This is a genomic window from Chitinophaga sp. 180180018-3 (assembly GCF_037893185.1).
In the GTDB taxonomy this organism is placed as follows: domain Bacteria; phylum Bacteroidota; class Bacteroidia; order Chitinophagales; family Chitinophagaceae; genus Chitinophaga.
Window position 1 is genome coordinate 6,567,583 of sequence record NZ_CP140772.1, and the last position, 24,389, is coordinate 6,591,971.

A 24,389-nucleotide genomic window follows, 5' to 3' on the forward strand; every position below is an offset into this window, starting at 1 on the left:
GACAGTGCTATTTCACCGTGAACTCCAGCAAACTGTCGTTCTCAATAAAAGCTTCAAAACTGTCGCCTATATTCGCTGGTCCCACTCCTGCAGGAGTACCCGTAAAAATGAGATCGCCTATATTCAGTGTAAAGAACCGGGAGATATAGGATACGAGAAAATCGAAAGAAAACAGCAAATCCTGTGTATTTCCCGATTGGGCCAATGCTTTGTTTTTATAAAGACAGAAATTGATATCCTTTTTGTCCATTTCGGGGGTAATAGGAATAAAATTGCCTGCCAGCGCAGAATTGTCGAATGCTTTCGCAATTTCCCAGGGTAACCCTTTGGCCTTCTGCTGATCCTGCAGATCACGGGCCGTAAAGTCGATACCCACAGAGATCTGATCGTAGTACCTGTCGGCAAATTTCTCTTGTATATGCTTACCGTTTTTACTGACCTTCAGTACCAGTTCACATTCATAATGGAGGTTATTGGTAAATTCAGGATAATAAAAGGGGTGACCGTTCTGTAACAGGGCGCTCTTGGGTTTCATAAACAATACGGGCTCCGTAGGTACTTCGTTCTTCAACTCTTTAGCATGATCGGCATAGTTCCTGCCTACGCAAATGATTTTCATAATGCCATTTGTTTTAAAGATCAAAAAAACTAAACAGGTAACTGCAACAACGCCTTACTTCACAGCCGGGAAGGTCAACTTGTTACAGTCGTTCATAGTACGTGCAATGCCAATGCTGGCAAAGCTTTCAATAATTTCAGCGCTTTTTTCAATCTTCTCCTGCACAACCGGTTCCTCTGTATTTTTCCATTTTCCCAGCACAAACTCAACCTGCCGTCCTTTAGGATAGCTGTTGCCAATACCGAAACGCAACCGGGGATACTGATTGGTGGCTAAGGATTCCTGAATACTTTTCAGTCCATTATGCCCCGCATCACTGCCCCCCGGGCGTACCCGCATCACATCCAGTGGAAGTGCCAGATCGTCTACGATCACCAGCATATTTTCTACTGGTATCTTTTCCTTATCCAGCCAGTATTTAACAGCCCGGCCACTCAGATTCATATAAGTAGTAGGCTTGATAACAATGAAACTCTTCCCTTTCCATTTACACTCCGCCACATCCGCCAACCGGTCGTTATTAAAAACAGCCTTATGCCTGGCAGCAAAAGCATCCGCCACATCAAAACCTATATTATGACGGGTATGCCGGTATTCCTCTCCAATGTTACCAAGACCAACGATTAAATACTTCATTGTGATAGCTGTTTTGTTGGAATGAAGAATTAAAAAGCCTCTCTAAAAGTAGAGAGGCTTTCTGGAAAAATATATCTAAAAGATTATTTCTTCTTAGCGTCTTTTTCAGCAGTAGCTTCTTCCTGACGCAGCTGACGGGTCATTACCACAGAAGCGATAGGAATACGTGGAGAGTTAGTGATTTCAACACCTTCAATTTTCACGTCTTCTACGCGGATGTTAGCATTCAGTTCCAGGTTGTCGATGTTAACTTCGATAGTTTCAACCAGATCTTTAGGCAAAGCTTTTACTTTCAGTGCTTTCAGTTTGCTAACCAGCTTACCACCAGCTTTAACACCTACAGACTGACCAACCAGTTTGATAGGCAGTGTAACGGTTACTTTCTTGTCATCTACCAGTTCCAGGAAATCGAGATGAGCCAGTTCGTCAGTCACTACATCAAACTGTAGATCCTTCAATACACATTTGTAAGTTTTGTCGCCCAGTTTGATCTCTGCCAGCTGGAAAGCGTCAGTGTATACCAGGTTCTTAAATGCTTTTGCAGGAGCTGAAAAATTTACAGTTTCCGCACCCCCGTAAATAACACAAGGCACTTGTTCCTCAGAACGGATCTGGCGGGTGGCTTTTTTGCCGAATTCGCTCCTGAGTTGTCCTTCTACGGTTATTGTTTTCATTGTTTAGACAATTTATTTTGATGAATAAAATACGTTATCAATCGCCTCTGCGATGGCTGTGAATGAACAGGCTGGTGATAGACTTGTTTTCGTGCATATTGCGGATAGCTACCGCGAAAAGCTCTGCAACAGAGATCACCTTGATCTTGGAACCCGGAGCCTGTGGTTTAATGGGAATAGTATCACATACTACCATTTCCTCCAGTACGGATTTTTCGATGTTTTCGTAGGCATTTCCGCTGAAAACGGGATGCGTACAAAATGCGCGCACACTTCTGGCGCCTTTTTCCATGAGGAGATTAGCGGCCTTCGACAGCGTACCGGCTGTATCACAAATATCGTCAATGAGCACGATGTCCCGGTTAGTTACATCTCCGATCACTACCATCGATGCAATCTCGTTGGCACGCTTACGATGTTTATCACAGATAACCATCTCTGCATTAAAGTAGCTGGCTACTTCACGTACCCTATTGGTACTACCTACGTCAGGGGACGCAAAGGTAAGATTTTCCAGCTTTAAATTCTCTATATAAGGAATAAAAATCGCAGAACTATCCAGGTGATCTACCGGGATATCGAAGAATCCCTGTATCTGCGGAGCATGCAAATCCATGGTAATCACCCTGTTAGCACCTGCAGAAGTCAGCAGGTTGGCTACCAGTTTCGATCCGATCGCTACACGGGGTTTATCTTTCCTGTCCTGGCGCGCATAGCCGAAATAAGGGATCACAGCGGTGATATAACCGGCGGAAGCCCTTTTGGCGGCGTCTATCATCAGCAGCAGTTCCAGCAGGTTATCCGAAGGAGCGCTGGTACCCTGAATGAGAAAAACATAGTCACCACGGATACTCTCCAGGAAAACGGGCTGTATTTCGCCGTCACTGAATTTCTGGATCTTTACTTTACCAAGACCGCCATTAAGACCTTTGCCATATTTTTTGGCAATTTTTTCGGCTAATGCCGGATTACTGTTACCTGTGAAGATTTTTACTGAAGGTTGCATACTGGATACAAGTGGAAAAGAGGTTGCAAAACTAGGATTTTTGGGAGTACCAGCCTGATTTTTTTTCGTCAGTCATTCATATAATTATTTTTAAATAATTATACATTCATCATTTTTATACTTTTAAAAAAGGTAAAAGGCCCCGAAAATCCCTATGACGATCGGAACCGAAAATAATAATTTTATAATGATTGGTAATGGAAAAGGAATAAAAATCCGGGGATGAGTTCGTATATTTGTTTACCTCGAATAACAGATGAGTTATGTTTGTTAATGTTAACCCGGCTCCTCACCTGGCTATATGTCGCTGGCCAGAAAATGAACAGCCCAGAGAAAAATTAATGACTAATGGCGCCAATGCACTGAGCGATGCAGAATTGTTGGCCATACTCCTGAACACCGGGCATAAAAGTAAATCGGCTGTGGAGCTGGCAACGGAAATATTGCGCCTGGTACACAACAACCTTTCTGAATTAGGGAAAGTCAACCTCCGGCAATTGAAAAAACTGCGCGGAATGGGCTGTGCCAAAGCTGTTACCGTGCTTGCGGCCATGGAACTGGCCCGCAGGAAGCAGGCAGGGCAGGTTCACCGGAAAACCATTATCCGATGTGGTGCAGATGCCGCTCTTTTTTTTAAGCCCCTGCTTGCCGACCAGCCACATGAGTCGTTTCATGTGATGTACCTGAGCCACGCCAACAAAGTACTCAAAAGCCATTGCCTCAGTGTTGGAGGGATGACCAGCACTATCGTGGATCCGCGGATTGTCTTCCGCGAAGCCCTGGAAGTAAATGCCACCAAGCTGTTGCTGTGCCATAATCATCCCTCTGGCAGTCTTCATCCCAGCGATGCAGATATCAGGATCACCAAAAAGATACGCGAAGGAAGCCGCCTTCTCGACATGGAGGTAATAGACCATATTATCGTTTCAGAAACAGGGTATTACAGCCTTGCAGAAGAAGGGATGATATAAATCCGCAAATGTGTTTTACTTTCGCACATATTTATTCATTTTTCATATGCTCAAAATAGGACTCTTTGGAGTAGGACATTTAGGTAAGATACACCTCTCTCAACTGGCCACCATGAAAGACGTAGAAGTGATCGGCTTCTATGATCCCAGCAACAACAACGCTGCCAGCATTTCCGAGCAATATAATGTTCCGCGCTTTGCTTCCGCAGAAGAGCTGATACAGGCCTCCGATGCCATCGATATCGTGGCGCCCACCACCATGCACTTCAAACTATGTGAACTTGCCATCCGCAATGGCAAACACATATTTGTGGAAAAACCCATGACCAATACCATGGAGGAAGCCAAAACCCTGGTAAAACTGGTGGATGAAGCCAATATCAAATTCCAGGTAGGACATGTGGAGCGATTCAATCCCGCTTACCTGGCCCTCAAAGGATATGACCTGAAACCCATGTTCATAGAGGTGCACCGCCTGGCCGAATTCAACCCGCGAGGTACCGATGTCAGCGTGATCCTCGATCTGATGATTCACGACATCGACATTGTGCTGAGCATCGTAAAATCAACGGTAAGCCGCATTTCTGCCAGTGGCGTTGCCGTAATGAGCGATACCCCGGATATTGCCAACGTAAGAATCGAATTCCATAACGGCTGCGTCGCTAATCTGACCTCCAGCCGCATCTCCCTGAAGAAAATGCGTAAAATGCGCCTTTTCCAGAAAGATGCCTATATCGGAATCGATTTCCTCGACAAGAAAACCGAGATCATTAAACTCAAAACACCGGAAGACGAAGGACTTTTCACACTGGACATCGAAACCAACAGCGGGAAGAAAACCATCGCCATCGATAATCCGGAAATCAAACAGTCGAACGCGATACGAATGGAACTGGAAATGTTCCGCGACAGCATCCTGCAAAACAAACCAGTGGCGGTAAACGCCATCGACGGCTTGCAGGCGATGGATGTAGCGCATCAGATTTTAGCGAAGATGAAAAATTAAGAATTAGGAGTTACGAAATAACCCGAAGACCTTAGCGAGTAACAGAATAATATCATTACTCGCTAAGGTCTTCGGGTTATTTCGTAATTCCTAATTCTTAATTTCTCTCACCAGCGTTTCCGCAATGATAAAATCCACCGGCTTTGTAATCTTGATATTTGCTTCTTCACCCGGTATCAGATGTACAGGATGTCCCAGCCGTTCCACCACAGTTGCCTCATCAGTAAACAGCGGGTCGTAAGGCAGTTCAAATGCAGGCAGGATCAGGTCGGAAAGGAATGTCTGCGGAGTTTGGATGATGCGGTAATGATCCCGGTTCACCGCAATATTCCCGGCGTTAGTTATCTCCCTTATACTATCTTTCATTTCTATCACCGGAATAGCACTTCCGTGATGTATTGCACCCTCATAACAGGAACGCACCAACGCAGGAGACACCAGCGGCCGTACACCGTCATGTACAAACACTACAGCCGGGCCTTTCACTTCCTGCAATCCATTTTTCACTGAATGAAAACGCGTTTCTCCACCCTTCACAAAAGTCAGGGCTGGTGGCTGCTCAAAGTAAGTCAACAACTGATTCGCAAATGTAAAATGGGCTTCAGGAAGCACCAGCACAATCTCCATATCAGGAAATGATGCCGCAAAAGCTGCGATAGTATGGTATAGGACCGGTTTACCGGCCAAAGGCATAAATTGCTTGGGTACAGCACTTTGCATACGGGTGCCGGAACCTCCGGCAACGATGATGGCAACTTTTCGGTATTCCATGTTGATGGAATTACGAATTAAGAATTACCAATTACAAATAAAGCGAAGATCATAGCGAATGAATATTAACAATCTTTCCGCTAAGGTCTTCGCTTTATTTGTAATTGGTAATTCTTAATTCTTAATTAGATAATCAGCATCGCGTCTCCATAGCTGAAGAAACGATATTTCTCCTTAATGGCCTGTTGATACGCTTCCATGATCAGATCATAACCGGCAAAAGCACAGGTCATGATCAGCAAACTGGTTTTAGGCAGATGGAAGTTGGTCACCAATGCATTAGGAATAGCAAAATCGTAAGGTGGGTGAATGAAGGTATTAGTCCATCCCTCTGCTGCTTTCAGATGATTCTGCGCAGTCACAGACGATTCTACCGCTCTTACGGAAGTAGTACCGATTGCACAGATCTTGCGGTTCTCTTCTTTCGCCTTGTTCACTACCTTTACTGCATGTTCTTCGATGTGGAAATATTCCGCATCCATTTTATGCTTGCTCAGGTCTTCCACCTCAATCGGGCGGAAAGTACCCAAACCTGTATGCAGGGTTACCTCTGCAAACTTAACACCCTTGATCTCCAAACGCTTGATTAACTCGCGGCTGAAGTGCAAACCTGCTGTAGGTGCTGCTACCGCACCTTCGTATTTGGCATATACGGTCTGATAACGCTCTTTATCCTCTTCTTCAGGCTTACGTTTAATATACTTGGGCAACGGGGTTTCTCCCAGCTGGTCCAGTACCTGCTTAAACTCATCATCGTTACCTTCAAATAAGAAACGGATAGTACGGCCACGGGAAGTAGTATTGTCTATTACTTCCGCCACCAGCGTTTCATCGTCACCAAAATACAGCTTATTGCCCACACGGATCTTACGGGCAGGATCAACAATAACATCCCACAAACGGTTTTGCTTGTTCAACTCACGCAGCAGGAATACCTCAATTTTTGCCCCTGTTTTCTCCTTACGGCCATACAACCTCGCCGGAAATACCTTGGTATTGTTCACAATCATAACATCCTTGTCGTTGAAATAACCCAGGATATCCTTGAAAACCTTGTGCTCAATTTTTCCGGTATTACGGTGAACCACCATTAAACGGGACTCATCTCTTGTCTTGCTTGGGTGCTGTGCGATCAGATTTAAGGGAAGATCGAATTTGAACTGTGATAGTTTCATATTACGGTATGAATAAATTTTTTTAGAGGTGCAAAGTTATCGATTATTATCAATATCTTCAAAATATGAATATTATTAATAATAATCAATTATTTACATATTACATTCCTTTAGGTATGGCAGAAATCAGCTGTTGGGTATAGGCATTCTGCGGATGATGATATATTTCATCGGCCGGGCCCTGTTCCACGATGCGCCCCTTTTGCATCACCATCATCCGGTCACTGATAAAACGCACTACTGAAAGGTCGTGCGAGATAAAGATGCTGGTAAATCCCAGCTCCTCCCTCAGACGTATCAGCAAATTCAGCACCTGTGCCTGTACACTCACATCCAAAGCGGCTACCGATTCATCACAGATGATGAAAGACGGCTCCACTGCCAGTGCACGGGCGATCACCACCCTTTGCCGCTGCCCTCCGGAAAACTCGTGGGGATAACGGTGATAATGACTGGGCTGCAGGTTCACTTTTTCCAGCAATTCCAGCACTTTTTGCTGCTGCATCCGCTCGGTTCCATGCAACCCATGCACCTGCATCGGCTCCAATATTGCTGCGCCGATCGTTTTCCTCGGATTCAGCGAAGCATACGGATCCTGGAAGATCAGCTGCATGTCTTTCCTCAACTCACGCATGCCGGATGCTGACAAACTTCTTATATCCTGCCCTTTATAAACAATACTTCCGCCTGTTGGTTCTATCAACCGCAATAAAGATCTTCCCAGGGTGGTTTTACCACATCCCGATTCCCCTACCAAGCCAAGTGTTTCCCCTGAGCGTACCGAAAAACTCACATCATCTACAGCTTTGGCCCATTTTATTACTTTGCCGGTAATACTCCTTTTCACCGGAAACCAGGTGCGGAGTCCTTCTACTTCCAGTAGTGGCGGAGCCGCCAGCAATTGCTGTCTTCGTTGCTCCAGGCCTGCATCCGGAATGATCAGGGATTGGAGTACCTCACTGATAGCACCGGCTTTTTCGTATATCTGTCCATGTGAGTCTGTTTCCATGAAGTCGCCGATCACCGGTAATCTTACCAAACGCTTATTCAATGGAGGGCGACAGGCCAGCAGGCCTTTCGTGTAAGGATGTTGCGGATTTCGAAACACCTCTCCTACCTGTCCTTCTTCCACAATATTCCCCTTATACATTACCACTACCCTGTCGGCCACTTCTGCTACCACTCCCAGGTCGTGCGTAATAAAGATCACGCTCATATTCATCTGTTGCTGCAGCTCCCTTAACAGCTCTAATATTGCCTTCTGAACAGTTACATCCAATGCGGTAGTAGGTTCATCTGCAATGAGCAGGTGCGGGCGGCAGGAGATGGCCATCGCAATCATTACCCGTTGTTTCTGACCACCGGAAAGTTCATGCGGATAGCGGCCCATGATAGTTGCAGGGTCCGGGAGTTTCACCTGTTCAAACAAATCCCTGACCTGTTCCCTGGCGGTTGACCGGGGAACCCGCTGATGCAGGCAAATAGCCTCCATCACCTGATCTCCGCAGGTGTGCAGCGGATTCAGGGCAGTCATGGGTTCCTGAAAAATCATTGCTATTTCATTGCCGCGGTAGCTACGCATCGTAGCATCCGACAGCTGCAGAAGGTTAACGGGCTGGTCTGCCGCTTCATAAAGTATGCGGCCGCCGGAAATGATGCCAGGCAGTTCAATTAGCCGCATCAGGGACAGTGCGGTTACTGACTTACCGGATCCTGATTCCCCTACTACGCCCACCACTTCTCCCTTGCTAATGGCAAGGGAAATATGGTTTACAGCCGTTGTTGATGTTTCACCGGACTGGAAAGTAACCTCCAGGTCCTGTATCTCTACCCGCGTGGAATGCATAACGGGAAGATACAACAATTCTAAAAACGCAGATGCTTTACCGTCTGGTGGCTTTCAATCAATTTCTGAAGCGAATCTATCCCTACCTTGAGGTGGCGTTCAACAAACTTATTGGTCACCTTTTTGTCGCTTTCTTCCGTTTTTACCCCTTCCGGCACCATTGGCTGATCAGACACCAGCAGTAACGCTCCGGTGGGTATCTTGTTATAAAAACCTACGGAAAAAATGGTGGCTGTTTCCATATCCACGGCCATCGCCCTTACTTTCTCCAGATATTGTTTAAAGTCGGCATCATGTTCCCAAACCCGGCGGTTGGTGGTATAACAGGTACCTGTCCAGTAATCAAACCCGGAATCGCGGATGGTGGTGGAAATCGCTTTTTGCAGGGCAAACGCGGGCAACGCAGGTACCTCGGGGGGGAAATAGTCGTTACTGGTACCTTCTCCCCGTATCGCGGCAATAGGCAGTATCAGGTCACCAATGTTGTTCTTCTTTTTAAGTCCACCGCATTTCCCGAGAAACAGTACCGCTTTTGGAGAAACCGCCGATAAAAGATCCATTACTGTTGCGGCTCCCGGGCTTCCCATACCAAAATTAATGATGGTGATGTCTCCGGCCGTAGCGCACTGCATTGGTCTTCCGGCACCAACAATATCAACGCCGTTCCATTCGGCAAACATAGTCACATAGTTACTGAAATTGGTGAGGAGAATGTGGGAACCAAAATTTTCGAGTTTCTCACCAGTGTAGCGGGGCAGCCAATTAGCTACAATTTCTTCTTTTGTCTTCATAGCCTTTTGACACGCAAATATAAGGTTTTGTTCGCTAACGACAATATTATGCTATTGTGACTATCTTCGTGCCGTACTAATTACAGTAACGCTTGATTACTATCAGCTTCCCCCCACCCGATTTTAGAATTACCCGTGATGGTGATAAAGAACTCATCTTCGACCGGTACCGGAAGAAGTATGTGGTCCTGACACCGGAAGAATGGGTCAGACAAAATTTCCTGAACTACCTGGTGAAGATCAGGGAGTACCCTGCATCTCTGATAGGGATTGAAAAGGAGATTTACCTGGGGGAGATGAAAAAAAGATATGACATCGTCATTTACAACCGCACCATGCATCCCTGGATGCTGATAGAATGCAAAGAAATGAACGTTCCACTCACCGAGCAAACCATGCAACAGGTGATCCGCTACAATATGGTTATTCCGGCTACTTATCTGGTCATCACAAACGGCACCAACACCTTTTGTGGCAGGTATATAGCTGAAGAAAAGAAATGGTTGTTTCTACGGGAAATACCCCTCTTTGGAATGAAGAATTAGGAATTGAGAATGAAGAAATAGCAGGAAGACCTTAGCGGATATAGTATCAATCGCTAAGGTCTTCCTGCTATTTTTTCATTCTCAATTCCTGATTATCATGGGAAGATACCCAACTGTTCGTACGCAGCGCCCACTTTATCGATAGCCACTACATATGCTGCAGTACGCATATCATGAATCAGTGGGTTGGCCATCATAACGTCGCGTACTTCGTGGAGGGCAGCGTGCATGGTTTCTTCCAGACCAGAGTACACCAGATCTACTTCATCGGCTCCGTGAGCAATGAATTTCCTTTCCTGATCGGATACTTTCTTACCAGTCAGCTCTTCGATGGTTTGCAGGATATGAATGTTCATATTCTCATCGAAACGTTTACCCAGACGACCGTAACGCACGTGGCTGAGATTCTTCAGCCATTCGAAGTAGGAAACGGTAACACCACCTGCATTGAGGAACATATCAGGCACTACGATCACGCCTTTTTTATTCAGGATCTCATCTGCTTCAGGTGTCAGCGGACCATTGGCGGCTTCACCAATGATTTTAGCCTTGATATTGGGTGCATTATGTTTATGGATCACATTTTCCAGGGCAGCAGGTATCAGAATTTCGCAATCCAGCTCCAGCCCGTCTGTATTCTTGTTCAGGTTGCTGGCACCCGGGAAGTTCACAATAGAACCGGTAGCTTTTTTGTGCATCAGCACCTCGTCGGGGTTCAGGCCATTTTCATTGTAGATAGCGCCGTCCCATTCGATCAGGCAGGTCACTTTGGCACCTGCTTCATGGAAATATTTCGCAGCATGATAGCCCACATTACCCATACCCTGCACAATCACACGTTTACCTTCGATACCTGTGGTCAGGCCCAGGCGGTCCATATCTTCCTTGATATTGCACAGTTCACGCAGGCCATAGAATACACCTAACCCCGTAGCTTCCGTGCGGCCGCGTACACCACCCTGCGAAACAGGTTTGCCGGTTACACAACCGTAACCATCTATTTCTCCCGGACGCAGACTCATGTATGTATCCAGGATCCAGCTCATTTCCCGTTCACCGGTTCCGTAATCAGGGGCAGGAACATCAGTACCAGGGCCAATAAAGTTTTTCTTTACCAGTTCAGCGGTATAACGGCGGGTAATGGCTTCCAGCTGGAATGGAGTATAATTGCGGGGATTGATTCTAATACCACCTTTTGCTCCGCCAAAGGGAACATTCACAATAGCACATTTGTAGGTCATCAGCGACGCCAGTGCCATCACTTCGTCCTGATTCACCTCATCGCTGAAGCGAATACCTCCCTTACAGGGAAGTTTATGATGGGAATGCTGTACACGGTAAGCCTCAATTACCTGTACTGAATCGCCTATTCTTACCGGGAACTTGATCTGGTAAACTGCATTGCAGGCTTTGATCTGCTCCAGGATACCCTTGTCCCATTTAGTGAATGCAGCTGCTTTGTCGAAGCTCTTTTCCACACTTTGGAAAAAGCTATAATGCTGATCTTGCGACATAAATTATTGTTTTGGTATAACGATTAGATTTTAAATAGCTACTGCTGTCATTGGTGCTTCTCGCGCTCCTCCAGCTTGCTGATCTTCCTGTCGAGGCGGATAAGAAACAACACAATTCCGGTAAATATGATCACTAAAACGCCAACTATTACATAGATTTTATCATTACTGCGGAAGAATTCATTAACCGGTCCCTTCTCCGTATTCTGCTGCTGTTGTGCATTGGCCAGCACTGATATCAATAGCAGGGCCAGGCTGAGGCAGAATGAAAACGCTTTGTTGATCATTTAAAAATATTTTTAAGCTGTAATTTTCTGTAACGTACCACCAGTGAAAATATCCAGATACTCAGCAGGGTCCAGCCTATGAAGGCAGGGTATAACACCGTTTTCATGGTGCCATCCGTATCTTTCGATGCAAACCCGGGAGTGGTGGCGCTTCCCGGATGGAGAGAATCAACCATGCGCGGGATGATATAGGTCAGCGGTATAAGTAATGCAAAAGCGAAGATGTTGAAAACTGCGGATATCCTTGCCCGTTTGTCGAGGTCATGAATAGACATGCGCAACACGAGGTAAGCCATATAAATCAGGATGGCAATGGCAGTACAGATCTGCTTTGGATCATCCGTCAGCGTTCCGCCCCAGGTATAAGTTGCCCAAAGAGAGCCTGTAGCAAATCCCAATACACCAAAAAAAGTTCCTACCCCTGCAGCGCTGGAGGCAATGATATCTTTCTTTAAATCGTATTTGGATAAGTAAAGGAGAGAGTTAACTACTGATATGGTAAACAACGTATACATGCATATCCACATCGGTACATGAAAGAACAATCCGCGTGATGATTGTCCGTTGGTTCCTATTATAGGTATTTTAATAGTGAACCCGGCGATAATTACATATGTAAGCAGCACTACCGCTAATGCTTTCCACCAATGTCTGGCCATCTTTAATAGCTATATTCCGGGGGCAAACCTACAGGTTTTAACGCTAATCACAAAGATTTTCGGGGATTTTAAGTTTATCCAACAGCAGTAAATGACCGTTAAATATCCTTCACAGAACCAAGCCATTTATTTGACAAATCTTATGTTAGTCTTTCCACAGGAAGGGGAAAAGTACCATAGTCAGGGATACTACGAGAATATCCATCCCGCCGAGGAGCAGGAACATTTTGGGCAATTCGGGCTGGTATACCGTTACGAAAGCCGACAGGGAAATGTTCGCCAGCAGCATCAGGGCCGGCATGATCAACGGGAATCCCATTACTGCCATCAGTGCGGCATTATGATTAGCCTGGGCTGCAATAGCGGCCAGCATGGTAAAGAGCAGCGACAGGCTGGTACCGCCCAATAGCACCATCCCGATAAAATAAGCAGGATGCAAAACCGGATTCCCTAGAAACGCGATGGCACATACCATAGCGATAAGGCTCATGAGGGTCATCAGGATAACATTGTAGATCAGTTTGGCAGCAATGAAACAACGCGGACTGACCAGCGAATAGAAATACAGCAGCCGCCCCCGGCTCTCCTGCATAAAGCTCTTTGCCACCGCATTAACGGCCACAAACAGCTGAATTACCCAGAATAGCGCGTTCCATGTCTTATCTTCCGGCTTCCCCATCATCAGGTTAATAACAAAAACCGTAGATATGATATAAAGCAATACCCCATAAAATGCGTATTGCTGACGCAATTCAAGCGTAAGATCCTTTTTCACAAGGGTATAAACCTGGTGGAGTGTTCGTTTCATCGGCTGCAAAGATAAAAGGAAAGAATTAAGAATAGGGAATGAGAATGATGGGCAAGACTCCTTAATTCCATGTTCCTAATTCTTAATTCTTTATATTAGCTGTTTCATAAAAAGAAACGATGAATAAAATTCTGGTTGCCAATAGAGGAGAGATTGCGTTGCGTATCATGCGTTCTGCGCGTGAAATGGGGATCAAAACCGTTGCGGTTTATTCTGAAGCGGATCGTGCCATGCCTTTTGTTCAATATGCTGATGAGGCGGTATGTATAGGGGCGCCCCCCTCCAGCCAGTCGTACCTACGGGGAGATCATATCATTGCTGTGGCACAGGAGCTGGGCGTTGACGGGATTCACCCCGGATACGGTTTTTTAAGTGAGAATGCAGGATTTGCCAAACAGGTAACAGCTGCCGGAATCACATTCATCGGACCGTCCGCGTCATCCATAGAAATCATGGGCAGCAAGCTGGCCGCCAAACAGGCGGCCCAGAAATTTGGTGTGCCCATGGTGCCGGGAACAGAAACTCCGCTGCGCAGTGTGGAAGAAGCCAGGGAAGTAGTGAAGCGCACCGGTTTCCCTATCCTGATCAAAGCATCTGCAGGTGGCGGTGGTAAAGGGATGCGGGTAGTGAACAATGCAGAAGAACTCGACGAGCAGATCAGAATGGCCAAAAGCGAAGCACTCAACGCGTTCGGAGATGATGCGGTGTTTATTGAAAAATATGTGGGCTCACCAAGGCACATTGAGATACAGATACTGGGCGACCAGCACGGGAACTGTGTATACCTCTTTGAGCGGGAATGCTCTATACAACGCAGGCACCAGAAACTGATAGAGGAAGCCCCCTCCTCCTGCCTGACTCCGGCCATCAGGGCCGCTATGGGTCAATGTGCTGTGGATGTGGCCAGAGCCTGCAATTATTACGGCGCAGGTACGGTTGAATTCCTGGTAGACGAAAACCTGAATTTCTATTTCCTGGAAATGAATACCCGGTTACAGGTAGAGCACCCGGTAACCGAACTGATCACCGGGCTGGACCTCGTAAAAGAGCAGATCCGTATTGCCCGTGGAGAAAAGCTGTCGTTTACCCAGGAAGATCTGAAAATAAATGGCCATGCCATTGAATTGCGTATCTGTGCAGAAGATCCATCCAATAACTTTCTCCCCGATACCGGCAAGCTGGAAACCTACATCCGTCCACAGGGCTACGGTATCCGGGTCGATGACGGCTATGAACAGGGAATGGATATCCCGATTTACTATGACCCCATGATTGCAAAGCTGATCGCCTGGGGGAGTGACCGGGAAGAGGCCAGGTTCCGCCTGCTCAGGGCAATTGAGGAATACCAGGTAAGAGGCATTAAAACTACCCTGCCTTTCGGGCACTGGGCCTTGCAGCAGCCTGCCTTTATTGAAGGAAAATTCGACACCAACTTTATCGGCAGATATTTTACACCACAATCACTGCTGACAGCATCAGATGAGTTGGATAAAGTAGCCGCTATCCTGGCTGCGTACGTGTGGCAGCAACATGATATAACTTTACAGGAAAGGGCCCTCAACAATAACCCAGCCAGCACAGCCTGGAAAAAGCGGAGTACGTTAAGATAAGCCCCCCAAAAATTAACTATCGTTAAAATGTTTCCGGTGAGACCGGAAAACGTATAACTTTGCGCCCAATTAAATTTATGATACGTAACACCATATTGCGAATACTGAGTTTCTTCTATCAGCCTTTTTCAAAGTTGATGCCCTGGCAGACGTTCCGTTATCTTGCCTGTGGCGGCGGCAATACGGCGCTGGATATTTTACTGTATTTCGTGTGTTACAACTTTGTCCTGCATAAGGAAATGGTACACCTCGGTTTTTTTAACATGAGCCCGCATATTGCCGCCCTGTTTATGTCGATGGCTGTAACCTTTCCCACCGGCTTTCTGCTGAGTAAATATGTGGTTTTCTCAGATTCCAACCTCCGCGGCCGGGTACAATTGTTCCGCTATTTTGTGCTTGTTGGTGTATGCATAGTTCTTAACTACCTGTTAATGAAGTTGTTTGTAGAGCAACTCCATTTCTACCCAACTATAGGTAAAATCTGTACAACCGCTCTGGTAGTTATCTTCAGCTATCTGACCCAGAAAAAATTCACCTTTAAAGTAAAAAATAGCCTTTAGTTTCCAGCTAAAGGCCAGCCACTAGTGCTCAAAATAACATTTCCGGCAACGAGGCTCGTAAAGGTCTTTCTCCCCCAGTAACAGGGTCTCTTTGGAAGCAGATTTACGGTAAGAATAATTGGCAATATTTCCGCATTTCACGCAGATAGCGTGCAACTTTGTGATATAATCTGCTTTGGCCAGCAGAAAAGGCATCTGACCAAAAGGTTTACCGGTATAATCCATATCCAATCCGGCCACAATTACCCTCATCCCCTTTAAGGCAAGCTGATCGCAAACTTCCGGCAAACCTCCGTCAAAAAACTGTGCTTCATCAATGCCCACTACGTCCGCTTCCTGGGCTAATAATAATATCTGCTGAGAGTTGTCAATTGGCGTCGACAACACCCTGTTTTCGTCATGCGAGGTGATGTTGTTTTCATCATACCTCGTGTCTACAGCCGGTTTAAAGATCTCCACTTTCAGGTTGGCAATTTGTACCCGCTTAAGTCTGCGGATCAGCTCTTCGGTTTTCCCGGAAAACATTGAGCCGCATATCACTTCAATCCAGCCTCTTCGTCCCCCTGCAAGAGAAGGTTCAATAAACATATTATACTAATTTGATTATTAATTAATTAAAAAACTCTAATTTTATGAAAATAAAATAATTTCCAACATTAACCCGTTAACAATTAAGGCATGGAAAAAATTAATGCATTAATTGAAAAACTGCAGGAATTGAAAAATTCCGGGGCTGACCTGACAACCATTTCGTATTACACGCAATTGTTGCAGGCCGAAGTGCTGCATGAACGGAGCAGACAGCATCAGCAAAAGGCACAGTCTGTTCAGGGTAATATAGCGGTGATCATGCCGGTGCAGCAACCGGCGGCTATAGCTGTAGCTGAACCCGCAGCAACTGCGGCGCAAACTACAACTTTAACACCAAATAATCCGCTGCCTGTTACAACGGTCGCGGATACGAAACGGGAAGAGGAAGATATCAATACACGGGCGGCACGGCTGAACAATCAACCCGAGGTTAATACCGTTATTGTGCCTGAAGATATTAATTCAAGAGCAGCTAAAGCGGCAGCACAACCTGCGCCTGTTGCACCTCCAAGGCCGGAACCTGTGGTTACTTCGCAGCCGGTTCCGGTACCTGTAACAACAGCACCTCCACCGCCTGTTGAAAAGCCCATGCCTGCACCCGCTGCAACCCTGTTTGATTCATTGCCGGTAGCCAAACAAACACCGGCTTCTGCCAGACAGGAACCTGCCCCGATCAGGAAAGAACTCAATGAGCTGGTGGAAAACAGCAGCATATCTCTGAACGACCGACTGCGTCAGCAACAGATGGAAGTTGCCCAGAAACTGGGCGATATGCCCGTTAAGGATCTCCGGCAGGCTATCGGCATTAACGACAAATACCAGTTCATTCAGGAGCTTTTCCGTGGAGATACCGACCTCTATGAACGTTCTATCAAAACGATCAATGAATTTGGCAGTTTACAGGAAGCTGATTACTGGATACAACGGGAAATAAAGATCATCCAGGGCTGGCAGGACGACCATCATCTGGTACAGCAATTCTATTTATTACTCAGGAAACGTTTTTCCTGAACATAAGCGATCACTTTACCGGTGGCCCCGGTATTGGCAGCCACATAATTACCGGCAACAAGCGCTGTTGCTGTGTACTGCTGCCCGTCTGTCAGCAGCAGTTCCAGGCACTGGTGTAAACTGGCCTGGTCGGTTATTACCAGCGCGCCTCCTTTTTCTACCAATTCTACTGCTTCAAAATACTTCCGGAACTCAGGTCCTATTACCACCGGTTTGCTATAAACTGCCGGTTCCAGAATATTGTGGATGCCCCCTTTATCGAGGCCGCCGCCAACATAGGCTATAAAAGCATAACGGTACAATGCTGTCAGCAGTCCGATGTTATCAATAATCAGTACATCAGCAGCCGGGGCCAGGCGTTGCTTCCATTCCGAAAAACGTTGTGCACCGGGAAACTGGGCCATAATAGCGGCAATATGTCCTTCGCTGATTTCATGAGGGGCTATTACCAGCTTTACATCTTCCGAACCTTTCTCCTTCCACCATCCGCTCAATACTTTTTCGTCGGAAGGCCAGGTACTTCCTGCTACAATGAGCCGCCGCCCTGCCGCGAATTTTTCGATTTCCGGTAACACCCTTTTTTCTGTGAGTAATGCCGATACCCTGTCGAAGCGGGTATCGCCTCCTACCGAGCAGTGCTGCAAACCTATGCCCTGCAATAGCTGCAGCGATTCATTGTTCTGCACGAATATATGGGTCAGCTGTTTTAATAGTTGCCTGAACATGCCTCCATAGGGCTTGAAAAATGCCTGATCGGCCCGGAAGATACCGGATATCAACAGGGTAGGTACTTTTCGTTTATACAACTCCGTGAGGTAATGATACCAGAATTCATATTTTATGAAGATAGCTAACGCCGGCTGTGCTATTTCCAGGAACTTGCGGGCATTACCGCGGGTATCAAGAGGCAGGTAACAGATATAGTCGGCACCCGGGTAGTCTTTCCTTACCTCATACCCCGAGGGCGAGAAAAAAGTCAGCAATATCTTATACTCCGGCCATTGTTCCCTGATGGCTTCCAGCACAGGCCTCCCCTGTTCAAATTCACCCAGGGATGCAGCATGTATCCATACAACCGGAGCCGTACCCACACCCATGGTCCTCATTTTCTCCTGCCAATGCTGTCGGCCGGCCAGCCATTTTTTCGCCTTGGTTTTGCCGGCCAGCGCTGCCAGATGCACGCCTGCCTTATATAACCGGAGGGCTGTATTATAAATTCCTGCTGCTATCATTGATCTGGATACTTTTACTTAATTTTTGGCTGAATGCAAAGATAATCCCCAACCAATCCCAAAATTTGTAAATTTGCACACTTTAAACAAAATAAAAATATACGATCATATGGTTCCTATTCAGATGGTAGATTTGAAACGCCAGTATAAGAAGATCAAAGCAGCTGTGGACACTGCAATCGGAGACGTACTGGAAAGCGCCGCTTTTATCAATGGGCCTGCGGTACAGCAGTTTACGGCGGAGTTACAATCATATCTGGGAGCCAGGCATGTCATTCCCTGCGCCAACGGTACTGATGCCCTTCAGATTGCCATGATGGCAGCAGGTCTGAAACCAGGTGATGAAGTGATCACCCCTTCTTTCACTTTTATTGCTACTGCTGAAGTGATCGCTTTACTCAACCTGAAGCCTGTTTTTGTGGATATTGATCCTCAAACCTACTGCCTCGATGTGAAAGCAGTGGAAAAAGCGATTACCCCTAAAACCAAAGCAATTGTTCCTGTACATCTGTACGGACATGTAGCTGACATGGAACCGCTGATGGAAGTTGCCAACAAACATCAACTCCTGGTAATCGAAGACAATGCGCAGGCTATCGGTGCTGATTATACGTTCAAAGATGGTACCCGCAAAAAAGCCGGCACTATCGGGCATATTGGCTGTACTTCCTTTTTCCCGTCGAAGAATCTCGGATGCTACGGCGATGGTGGCGCCATATTTACCAACGACGATCAGCTGGCAGATAAGATTCGCATGGTAGCCAACCATGGCCAGTCTGCCCGCTATTACCACGATGTGGTAGGTGTCAACTCCCGCCTCGATTCTACACAGGCAGCAGTACTGCGTATCAAATTACCGCTGCTGGATGAATATATTGCTGCACGCCAGGCGGTGGCAGATGCCTATGATGCTGCATTTGCCGGCATACCGCAGATCACCACACCATTCCGTGCTGCGCATAGCACCCATGTATTTCATCAATATACGCTGCAACTGAATGGGGCCGACAGAAATGAACTGCAGAAATACCTGGCGACCAGGGATGTACCATCAATGATTTATTACCCTGTTCCTGCACACCGCCAGAAGATGTTCGAGCAATTCGGCAGTGCAGCATTTGATCTTCCTGTAACAGATAGTCTCACCACCAAGGTGATTTCCTTACCGATACACACTGAAATGGATCCCGATCAGCTGGAGCATATTATCCAGTCAGTTAAATCATTCTTAAACAATCCCCAAACATGAAGATCGCAGTTGTAGGTACCGGTTACGTAGGTCTCGTAACCGGCACCTGTTTCGCCGAAACAGGAAATGATGTCACCTGTATCGACATCGATGCCAACAAAGTAAAAAAACTATCCGCCGGGCAGGTTACGATTTATGAACCCGGGCTGGAGAAACTATTTGAACGAAACTTAAAAGAGGGGCGTCTTTTTTTTACTACCAGTCTCCAGGATGGTATTAAAGACGCAGAAGTGATTTTCCTCGCGCTGCCTACACCACCGGGAGCAGATGGATCGGCAGATCTTTCATTCGTATTGAATGTAGCTACGGAGCTGGGCCGGATAATGACCAGCTACAAAGTAATTGTGGACAAGAGTACTGTGCCGGTAGGCACAGCAGAAAAAGTAATTGCAGCCATTGCGCAAAACTGTAAAACTCCATTCGATGTGGTTTCCAATCCGGAATTCCTGCGTGAAGGAGTGGCAGTAGACGATTTTATGAAGCCCGACAGGGTGGTGATTGGCACCAATTCCGAAAGGGCCCGCAAAGTAATGGGTGAACTTTATGCGCCTTTTGTAAGACAAGGGAACCCTATCCTCTTCATGGATGAAAAATCAGCTGAGCTGACCAAGTATGCTGCCAATTCATTCCTGGCAACGAAGATCTCTTTCATGAATGAAATTGCCATACTCTGCGAAAAACTGGGCGCAGATGTGGATATGGTACGCAGAGGCATAGGCAGCGACGATCGCATAGGCAAGCGTTTCCTTTTCCCTGGCATTGGATACGGCGGCAGCTGTTTTCCCAAAGATGTGCAGGCGCTCGTAAAATCATCTGAAAATGTGAAATACGACTTCAGGATTCTGAATGCAGTGATGGATGTCAATGAAGATCAGCGCTTATTCCTTCTTCCTAAAATAAAAGCTTACTTCAGCAATAGCCTGAAAGGCAAGCACTTTGCGCTCTGGGGGCTCGCATTCAAGCCCAATACAGACGATATCAGGGAAGCTCCGGCATTATATATTATCGAGGCTTTGCTGAACGAAGGGGCTACTGTAAGTGTTTTCGATCCGGAGGCGATGAACAATGTAAAACAGGTGATAGGCGATAAAGTGATTTACGCTGACCATCAATATAACTGCCTCGAAAATGCAGATGCCCTGATTATAGCCACAGAGTGGAGTGTATTCAGAACTCCTGATTTTAACAGGATTTCCGGCAGCCTTAATAACAAAGCCATCTTCGATGGCCGAAACCTCTTTGAAGTATCCCGGATGAAGGAACTGGGCTACCATTACGAAAGTGTGGGACGTATCCCTTCTACCCTGTAACCTTTATACCCGACATCATATGGAAAAGAAAAGAGTACTTATCGCAGGCGCCGCCGGATTTCTGGGTTCTCACCTGTGCGACCGGTTTATAAAGGAAGGATTCCATGTAATAGCAATGGATAACCTGCTCACTGGTAATATTAAAAACATAGAACACCTTTTCCCTTTATCCGATTTTGAATATTATCATCACGACGTTACCAAGTTTATCCATGTACCGGGTAAACTGGATTATATATTGAACTTCGCCTCACCTGCCAGTCCGATTGATTATCTGAAAATGCCCATCCAGACGTTGAAAGTAGGTTCATTGGGCACACATAACCTGTTGGGACTGGCAAAAGAAAAAAAGGCACGTATATTAGTAGCATCTACCTCCGAAGTTTATGGCGATCCAAACGTACACCCTCAAACTGAGGAGTACTGGGGTAACGTAAACCCGGTGGGACCGAGAGGAGTTTATGATGAGGCCAAACGTTTCCTCGAATCGATCACCATGGCTTATCATAATTTTCACGGGGTAGATACAAGGATAATACGTATATTCAACACCTACGGGCCACGTATGCGTCTTAACGACGGTCGCGCGCTGCCTGCATTCATGAGCCAGGCGTTGAATGGGCAGGATCTTACCGTATTCGGCGATGGCACACAAACCCGTTCTTTTTGCTATGTGGATGACCTGGTAGAAGGGATATACCGCCTGTTGCTGAGTGATTATCATTTGCCGGTGAACATTGGCAATCCGCAGGAAATAACACTCAACCAGTTTGCTGAAGAGATTATTGCGCTGACCGGTGGCAAACAAAAAATTGTTTACCATCCTTTGCCTCAGGACGATCCTAAACAACGGCAACCGGATATTACCAAAGCCCGAACACTATTGGGATGGGAGCCTAAAGTCAGCAGACAGGATGGGTTAAGGATCACTTACGAATATTTTAAAGAAGCCTTACTAAAATAAACTTATTCGCAGGAAATGAAGCGGAAATTATTAATTACGGGAGGAGCTGGTTTCATCGGTTCTCATGTAGTCAGGTTGTTTGTGAACAAATATCCTGACTACCAGATTGTTAACCTGGATGCACTCACCTATGCAGGGAATCTCGAAAATCTGACAGATGTAAAAGATCTGCCGAACTATGTTTTTGAGAAGGGAGACATCACTGACGACGCTTTCATTGATGCACTTTTTGGGAAATATCAGTTTGACGGGGTGATACATTTAGCAGCAGAAAGTCATGTAGACCGTTCCATTATGGATCCGCTGGCATTCATTAAAACGAATGTACTCGGAACCGCAGTATTACTGAATAATGCGAGGAAGCACTGGAAAGATAATATGGAAGGCAAATTGTTCTACCATGTCTCTACCGACGAAGTATACGGGTCATTGGGAGAAGAAGGATTTTTCCTGGAAACAACCGCATATGATCCCCGTTCTCCTTATTCCGCGTCCAAGGCCAGCTCAGATCACTTCGTGATGGCCTACCATCACACCTATCATTTACCTGCTATTATTTCCAATTGTTCCAATAACTACGGATCTCATCACTTTCCGGAGAAATTGATACCACTGGCCATCCATAACATCAGGAATAACAAACCTGTACCTGTTTATGGCAAAGGTGAAAACATACGCGACTGGCTGTATGTGAATGATCATGCCAGGGCTATTGATACCATCTTCCATAACGGAAGGGTTGGAGAAACCTACAACATCGGAGGTTTTAACGAGTGGAAAAACATAGATCTTATCCGTCTTCTTTGCAAGATCATGGATCAGAAACTCGACCGGCCGGAAGGTACTTCCGCACAGTTGATCACTTTTGTTAAAGACCGTGCAGGACATGACCTTCGCTATGCTATTGATGCTACCAAGCTGAATAAGGAACTGGGCTGGTCGCCATCTCTGCAATTTGAAGAAGGCCTGGAAAAAACGGTGGAATGGTACCTGGAAAATGAGACCTGGCTGAACCATGTTACGAGTGGAGCTTATCAACAATATTATAACGAACAATACCAAAAAAGATAGTCGTCAGCCGCCAGCAACCGGCGGCTGACAGCTAACAGCTATTTCTTATGCCCTTTCAACAAACCGGAATACCGGATCTGTTAATTTTTGAGCCGAAGATATTTGGCGATAACCGCGGTTATTTCTTTGAAAGCTATAACGCCAATACATTCGAGGCTGAGGGGATCAACTATCATTTTGTACAGGACAACCAGGCTCGCTCCAACTATGGCGTATTGAGGGGATTACATTACCAGCTGGAGCCTTATGCTCAAACAAAACTGATACGGGTGCTCGAAGGCCGGATTATCGACGCTGTAGTAGACCTGCGCAAAGGATCTCCAACTTATGGTAAATCCTTTGTGATTGAGCTGAATGCGGAAAACAAGTTGCAATTACTGGTCCCTAAAGGATTTGCACACGGTTATGCCGTTATCAGTGAAGCCGCTGAAGTAATGTATAAATGCGATAACTTCTATCACAAACCCAGCGAAGGAGGCATCATTTTCAACGATCCTTCACTCGATATCAACTGGGGCATTGATATGAACGATGTTATCGTTTCCGAAAAAGATATGATCCTTCCCAGGCTGGCGGATATTCAACATAATTTCATTTTTAACAGCTGATATTTGCTATGAAAAAAATTCTTGTCACTGGCGGCAATGGACAACTGGGCCAATCCCTGCAAAAAATTGCCGGAGCATACCCGCAGTTCAGCATAGTGTTTACAGATTACGCTGAGCTGGATATTACTAATGCTCAGGCCCTGACCGATTTTTTCGCTGACCAGCAGATCGATGCCTGTATCAATTGTGCTGCTTACACTGCCGTGGATAAAGCAGAGTCTGACGAAGACAAGGCATTTCTGTTGAATTTCCAGGCTGTATTGAATCTGGCAGAGATCTGCGCACAACATAAAGCTCAGCTGGTACATATCTCCACTGATTATGTATTCAACGGTAAACAAAATGTGCCATATGTGGAAACTGATGATACCGATCCACAAGGCATATACGGTGCTTCCAAAGTACGTGGAGAAGCTGCAGCAACAGGTTACAACTCCGAAACAATCGTCATCCGCACTTCCTGGCTCTATTCAGAGTATGCCGTAAATTTTGTGAAACGCATGAAAGAGCTGATGCAGGAAAAACAGGAGCTGAATGTAGTATTCGACCAGGCGGGAACGCCCACCTATGCAGGGGATCTGGCCAAAGCTATATTGGACGTTCTGCAATACAAAGCAACGAATCCTGATGCAGCCGTGGGTGGAATATACCACTACAGTAATGAAGGCGTAACCAGCTGGTTCGATTTTGCCGTTACTATCAAAGAGATGACCGGCGCTACTACCAGTATTCAGCCAGTTACATCCGATAAATATCAGACAGCCGCTAAACGCCCCGCCTACAGCGTACTGAATAAGGAAAAAATCAAAGGTACATTCGGTTTGGCTATTCCCTATTGGAGAGACAGCCTGGCCCAATGTCTGAAAAATATGTAA

26 protein-coding genes are annotated in these 24,389 nt (G+C 46.2%); 12 read left to right on the top strand and 14 right to left on the bottom strand.

Annotated features, from left to right (window positions below; genetic code table 11):
• Positions 1 to 7 precede the first annotated feature (7 nt).
• The 4 genes from UNH61_RS25735 to UNH61_RS25750 form a co-directional block, all read right to left on the bottom strand.
• A complete protein-coding gene (locus tag UNH61_RS25735; RefSeq protein WP_326994883.1) occupies positions 8 to 619 on the bottom strand; it encodes a fumarylacetoacetate hydrolase family protein in 612 nt (203 codons plus the stop codon).
• A gap of 54 nt (positions 620 to 673) precedes the next feature.
• The gene (gene pth, locus UNH61_RS25740) at positions 674 to 1,255 is read right to left on the bottom strand and encodes an aminoacyl-tRNA hydrolase (RefSeq protein ID WP_326994884.1); all 582 of its coding nucleotides are present in this window, start codon (positions 1,253 to 1,255) and stop codon (positions 674 to 676) included.
• 83 nt (positions 1,256 to 1,338) lie between these two features.
• Positions 1,339 to 1,929: a 50S ribosomal protein L25 gene (locus tag UNH61_RS25745; protein ID WP_326994885.1), complete on the bottom strand. Its 591-nt coding sequence runs from the start codon at positions 1,927 to 1,929 to the stop codon at positions 1,339 to 1,341.
• Positions 1,930 to 1,966: 37 nt separating this feature from the next.
• A complete protein-coding gene (locus UNH61_RS25750) occupies positions 1,967 to 2,935 on the bottom strand; it encodes a ribose-phosphate pyrophosphokinase (protein ID WP_326994886.1) in 969 nt (322 codons plus the stop codon).
• Positions 2,936 to 3,198: 263 nt separating this feature from the next.
• Between UNH61_RS25750 and radC the strand changes: the two genes are divergently transcribed.
• Positions 3,199 to 3,906 (top strand): DNA repair protein RadC, encoded by a 708-nt coding sequence (gene radC, locus UNH61_RS25755; RefSeq protein ID WP_326994887.1) that lies wholly within the window; start codon positions 3,199 to 3,201, stop codon positions 3,904 to 3,906.
• 46 nt (positions 3,907 to 3,952) lie between these two features.
• The gene (locus UNH61_RS25760) at positions 3,953 to 4,912 is read left to right on the top strand and encodes a Gfo/Idh/MocA family oxidoreductase (RefSeq protein WP_326994888.1); all 960 of its coding nucleotides are present in this window, start codon (positions 3,953 to 3,955) and stop codon (positions 4,910 to 4,912) included.
• Positions 4,913 to 5,002: 90 nt separating this feature from the next.
• Here the strand turns inward: UNH61_RS25760 and UNH61_RS25765 are convergent, their stop codons facing one another.
• The 4 genes from UNH61_RS25765 to UNH61_RS25780 form a co-directional block, all read right to left on the bottom strand.
• On the bottom strand, positions 5,003 to 5,683 hold the full coding sequence (locus UNH61_RS25765; RefSeq protein WP_326994889.1) for a 2-C-methyl-D-erythritol 4-phosphate cytidylyltransferase: 681 nt from the start codon (positions 5,681 to 5,683) through the stop codon (positions 5,003 to 5,005).
• 125 nt (positions 5,684 to 5,808) lie between these two features.
• A complete protein-coding gene (gene queA, locus UNH61_RS25770; protein WP_326994890.1) occupies positions 5,809 to 6,858 on the bottom strand; it encodes a tRNA preQ1(34) S-adenosylmethionine ribosyltransferase-isomerase QueA in 1,050 nt (349 codons plus the stop codon).
• 100 nt (positions 6,859 to 6,958) lie between these two features.
• A complete protein-coding gene (locus UNH61_RS25775) occupies positions 6,959 to 8,704 on the bottom strand; it encodes an ABC transporter ATP-binding protein (RefSeq protein WP_326994891.1) in 1,746 nt (581 codons plus the stop codon).
• A 20-nt stretch (positions 8,705 to 8,724) separates the two neighbouring features.
• Positions 8,725 to 9,495, bottom strand: a complete 771-nt coding sequence (locus tag UNH61_RS25780; protein ID WP_326994893.1) for an AMP nucleosidase — start codon at positions 9,493 to 9,495, stop codon at positions 8,725 to 8,727.
• A gap of 92 nt (positions 9,496 to 9,587) precedes the next feature.
• On the opposite strand from UNH61_RS25780, the gene UNH61_RS25785 reads away from it, so the two are divergent.
• Complete coding sequence (locus UNH61_RS25785; RefSeq protein ID WP_326994894.1) at positions 9,588 to 10,040, top strand: type I restriction enzyme HsdR N-terminal domain-containing protein; 453 nt, start codon at positions 9,588 to 9,590, stop codon at positions 10,038 to 10,040.
• A 95-nt stretch (positions 10,041 to 10,135) separates the two neighbouring features.
• On the opposite strand, the gene UNH61_RS25790 is transcribed toward UNH61_RS25785, so the two are convergent.
• The 4 genes from UNH61_RS25790 to UNH61_RS25805 form a co-directional block, all read right to left on the bottom strand.
• Positions 10,136 to 11,554 (bottom strand): Glu/Leu/Phe/Val dehydrogenase, encoded by a 1,419-nt coding sequence (locus UNH61_RS25790; protein ID WP_326994895.1) that lies wholly within the window; start codon positions 11,552 to 11,554, stop codon positions 10,136 to 10,138.
• 47 nt (positions 11,555 to 11,601) lie between these two features.
• Positions 11,602 to 11,841 (bottom strand): CcmD family protein, encoded by a 240-nt coding sequence (locus UNH61_RS25795; protein ID WP_326994896.1) that lies wholly within the window; start codon positions 11,839 to 11,841, stop codon positions 11,602 to 11,604.
• Complete coding sequence (gene ccsA / locus UNH61_RS25800; RefSeq protein WP_326994897.1) at positions 11,838 to 12,500, bottom strand: cytochrome c biogenesis protein CcsA; 663 nt, start codon at positions 12,498 to 12,500, stop codon at positions 11,838 to 11,840. Before ccsA ends, UNH61_RS25795 begins: the two co-directional genes overlap by 4 nt.
• A 145-nt stretch (positions 12,501 to 12,645) precedes the next feature.
• On the bottom strand, positions 12,646 to 13,308 hold the full coding sequence (locus UNH61_RS25805; protein WP_326994898.1) for a heme exporter protein CcmB: 663 nt from the start codon (positions 13,306 to 13,308) through the stop codon (positions 12,646 to 12,648).
• Between the two features lie 119 nt (positions 13,309 to 13,427).
• Here UNH61_RS25805 and accC point away from each other — a divergent pair, with 119 nt between their 5' ends.
• Both accC and UNH61_RS25815 read left to right on the top strand, forming a co-directional pair.
• A complete protein-coding gene (gene accC / locus UNH61_RS25810) occupies positions 13,428 to 14,918 on the top strand; it encodes an acetyl-CoA carboxylase biotin carboxylase subunit (protein ID WP_326994899.1) in 1,491 nt (496 codons plus the stop codon).
• A 77-nt stretch (positions 14,919 to 14,995) separates the two neighbouring features.
• Entirely contained in the window at positions 14,996 to 15,478 is a 483-nt protein-coding gene (locus UNH61_RS25815; RefSeq protein WP_326994900.1) for a GtrA family protein, read from the top strand.
• A gap of 21 nt (positions 15,479 to 15,499) precedes the next feature.
• Here the strand turns inward: UNH61_RS25815 and UNH61_RS25820 are convergent, their stop codons facing one another.
• A complete protein-coding gene (locus UNH61_RS25820; protein ID WP_326994901.1) occupies positions 15,500 to 16,066 on the bottom strand; it encodes a thymidine kinase in 567 nt (188 codons plus the stop codon).
• 90 nt (positions 16,067 to 16,156) lie between these two features.
• Here UNH61_RS25820 and UNH61_RS25825 point away from each other — a divergent pair, with 90 nt between their 5' ends.
• Positions 16,157 to 17,080 (top strand): hypothetical protein, encoded by a 924-nt coding sequence (locus tag UNH61_RS25825; RefSeq protein ID WP_326994902.1) that lies wholly within the window; start codon positions 16,157 to 16,159, stop codon positions 17,078 to 17,080.
• Here the strand turns inward: UNH61_RS25825 and UNH61_RS25830 are convergent.
• Complete coding sequence (locus UNH61_RS25830) at positions 17,050 to 18,312, bottom strand: glycosyltransferase N-terminal domain-containing protein (protein ID WP_326994903.1); 1,263 nt, start codon at positions 18,310 to 18,312, stop codon at positions 17,050 to 17,052. The two genes, UNH61_RS25825 and UNH61_RS25830, sit on opposite strands and share 31 nt — an antisense overlap.
• 109 nt (positions 18,313 to 18,421) lie before the next feature.
• Here UNH61_RS25830 and UNH61_RS25835 point away from each other — a divergent pair, with 109 nt between their 5' ends.
• The 6 genes from UNH61_RS25835 to rfbD are packed head-to-tail and all read left to right on the top strand — an operon-like array spanning position 18,422 to position 24,389.
• On the top strand, positions 18,422 to 19,561 hold the full coding sequence (locus UNH61_RS25835; RefSeq protein ID WP_326994904.1) for a DegT/DnrJ/EryC1/StrS family aminotransferase: 1,140 nt from the start codon (positions 18,422 to 18,424) through the stop codon (positions 19,559 to 19,561).
• The gene (locus UNH61_RS25840; RefSeq protein WP_326994905.1) at positions 19,558 to 20,871 is read left to right on the top strand and encodes a UDP-glucose/GDP-mannose dehydrogenase family protein; all 1,314 of its coding nucleotides are present in this window, start codon (positions 19,558 to 19,560) and stop codon (positions 20,869 to 20,871) included. The genes UNH61_RS25835 and UNH61_RS25840 overlap by 4 nt, the downstream gene beginning before the upstream one ends.
• A gap of 19 nt (positions 20,872 to 20,890) precedes the next feature.
• Positions 20,891 to 21,835: a UDP-glucuronic acid decarboxylase family protein gene (locus tag UNH61_RS25845; RefSeq protein WP_326994906.1), complete on the top strand. Its 945-nt coding sequence runs from the start codon at positions 20,891 to 20,893 to the stop codon at positions 21,833 to 21,835.
• A gap of 15 nt (positions 21,836 to 21,850) precedes the next feature.
• Entirely contained in the window at positions 21,851 to 22,906 is a 1,056-nt protein-coding gene (gene rfbB / locus UNH61_RS25850; protein ID WP_326994907.1) for a dTDP-glucose 4,6-dehydratase, read from the top strand.
• 47 nt (positions 22,907 to 22,953) lie between these two features.
• Entirely contained in the window at positions 22,954 to 23,514 is a 561-nt protein-coding gene (gene rfbC / locus UNH61_RS25855) for a dTDP-4-dehydrorhamnose 3,5-epimerase (RefSeq protein WP_326994908.1), read from the top strand.
• An 8-nt stretch (positions 23,515 to 23,522) separates the two neighbouring features.
• Positions 23,523 to 24,389 (top strand): dTDP-4-dehydrorhamnose reductase, encoded by an 867-nt coding sequence (rfbD, locus tag UNH61_RS25860; RefSeq protein ID WP_326994909.1) that lies wholly within the window; start codon positions 23,523 to 23,525, stop codon positions 24,387 to 24,389.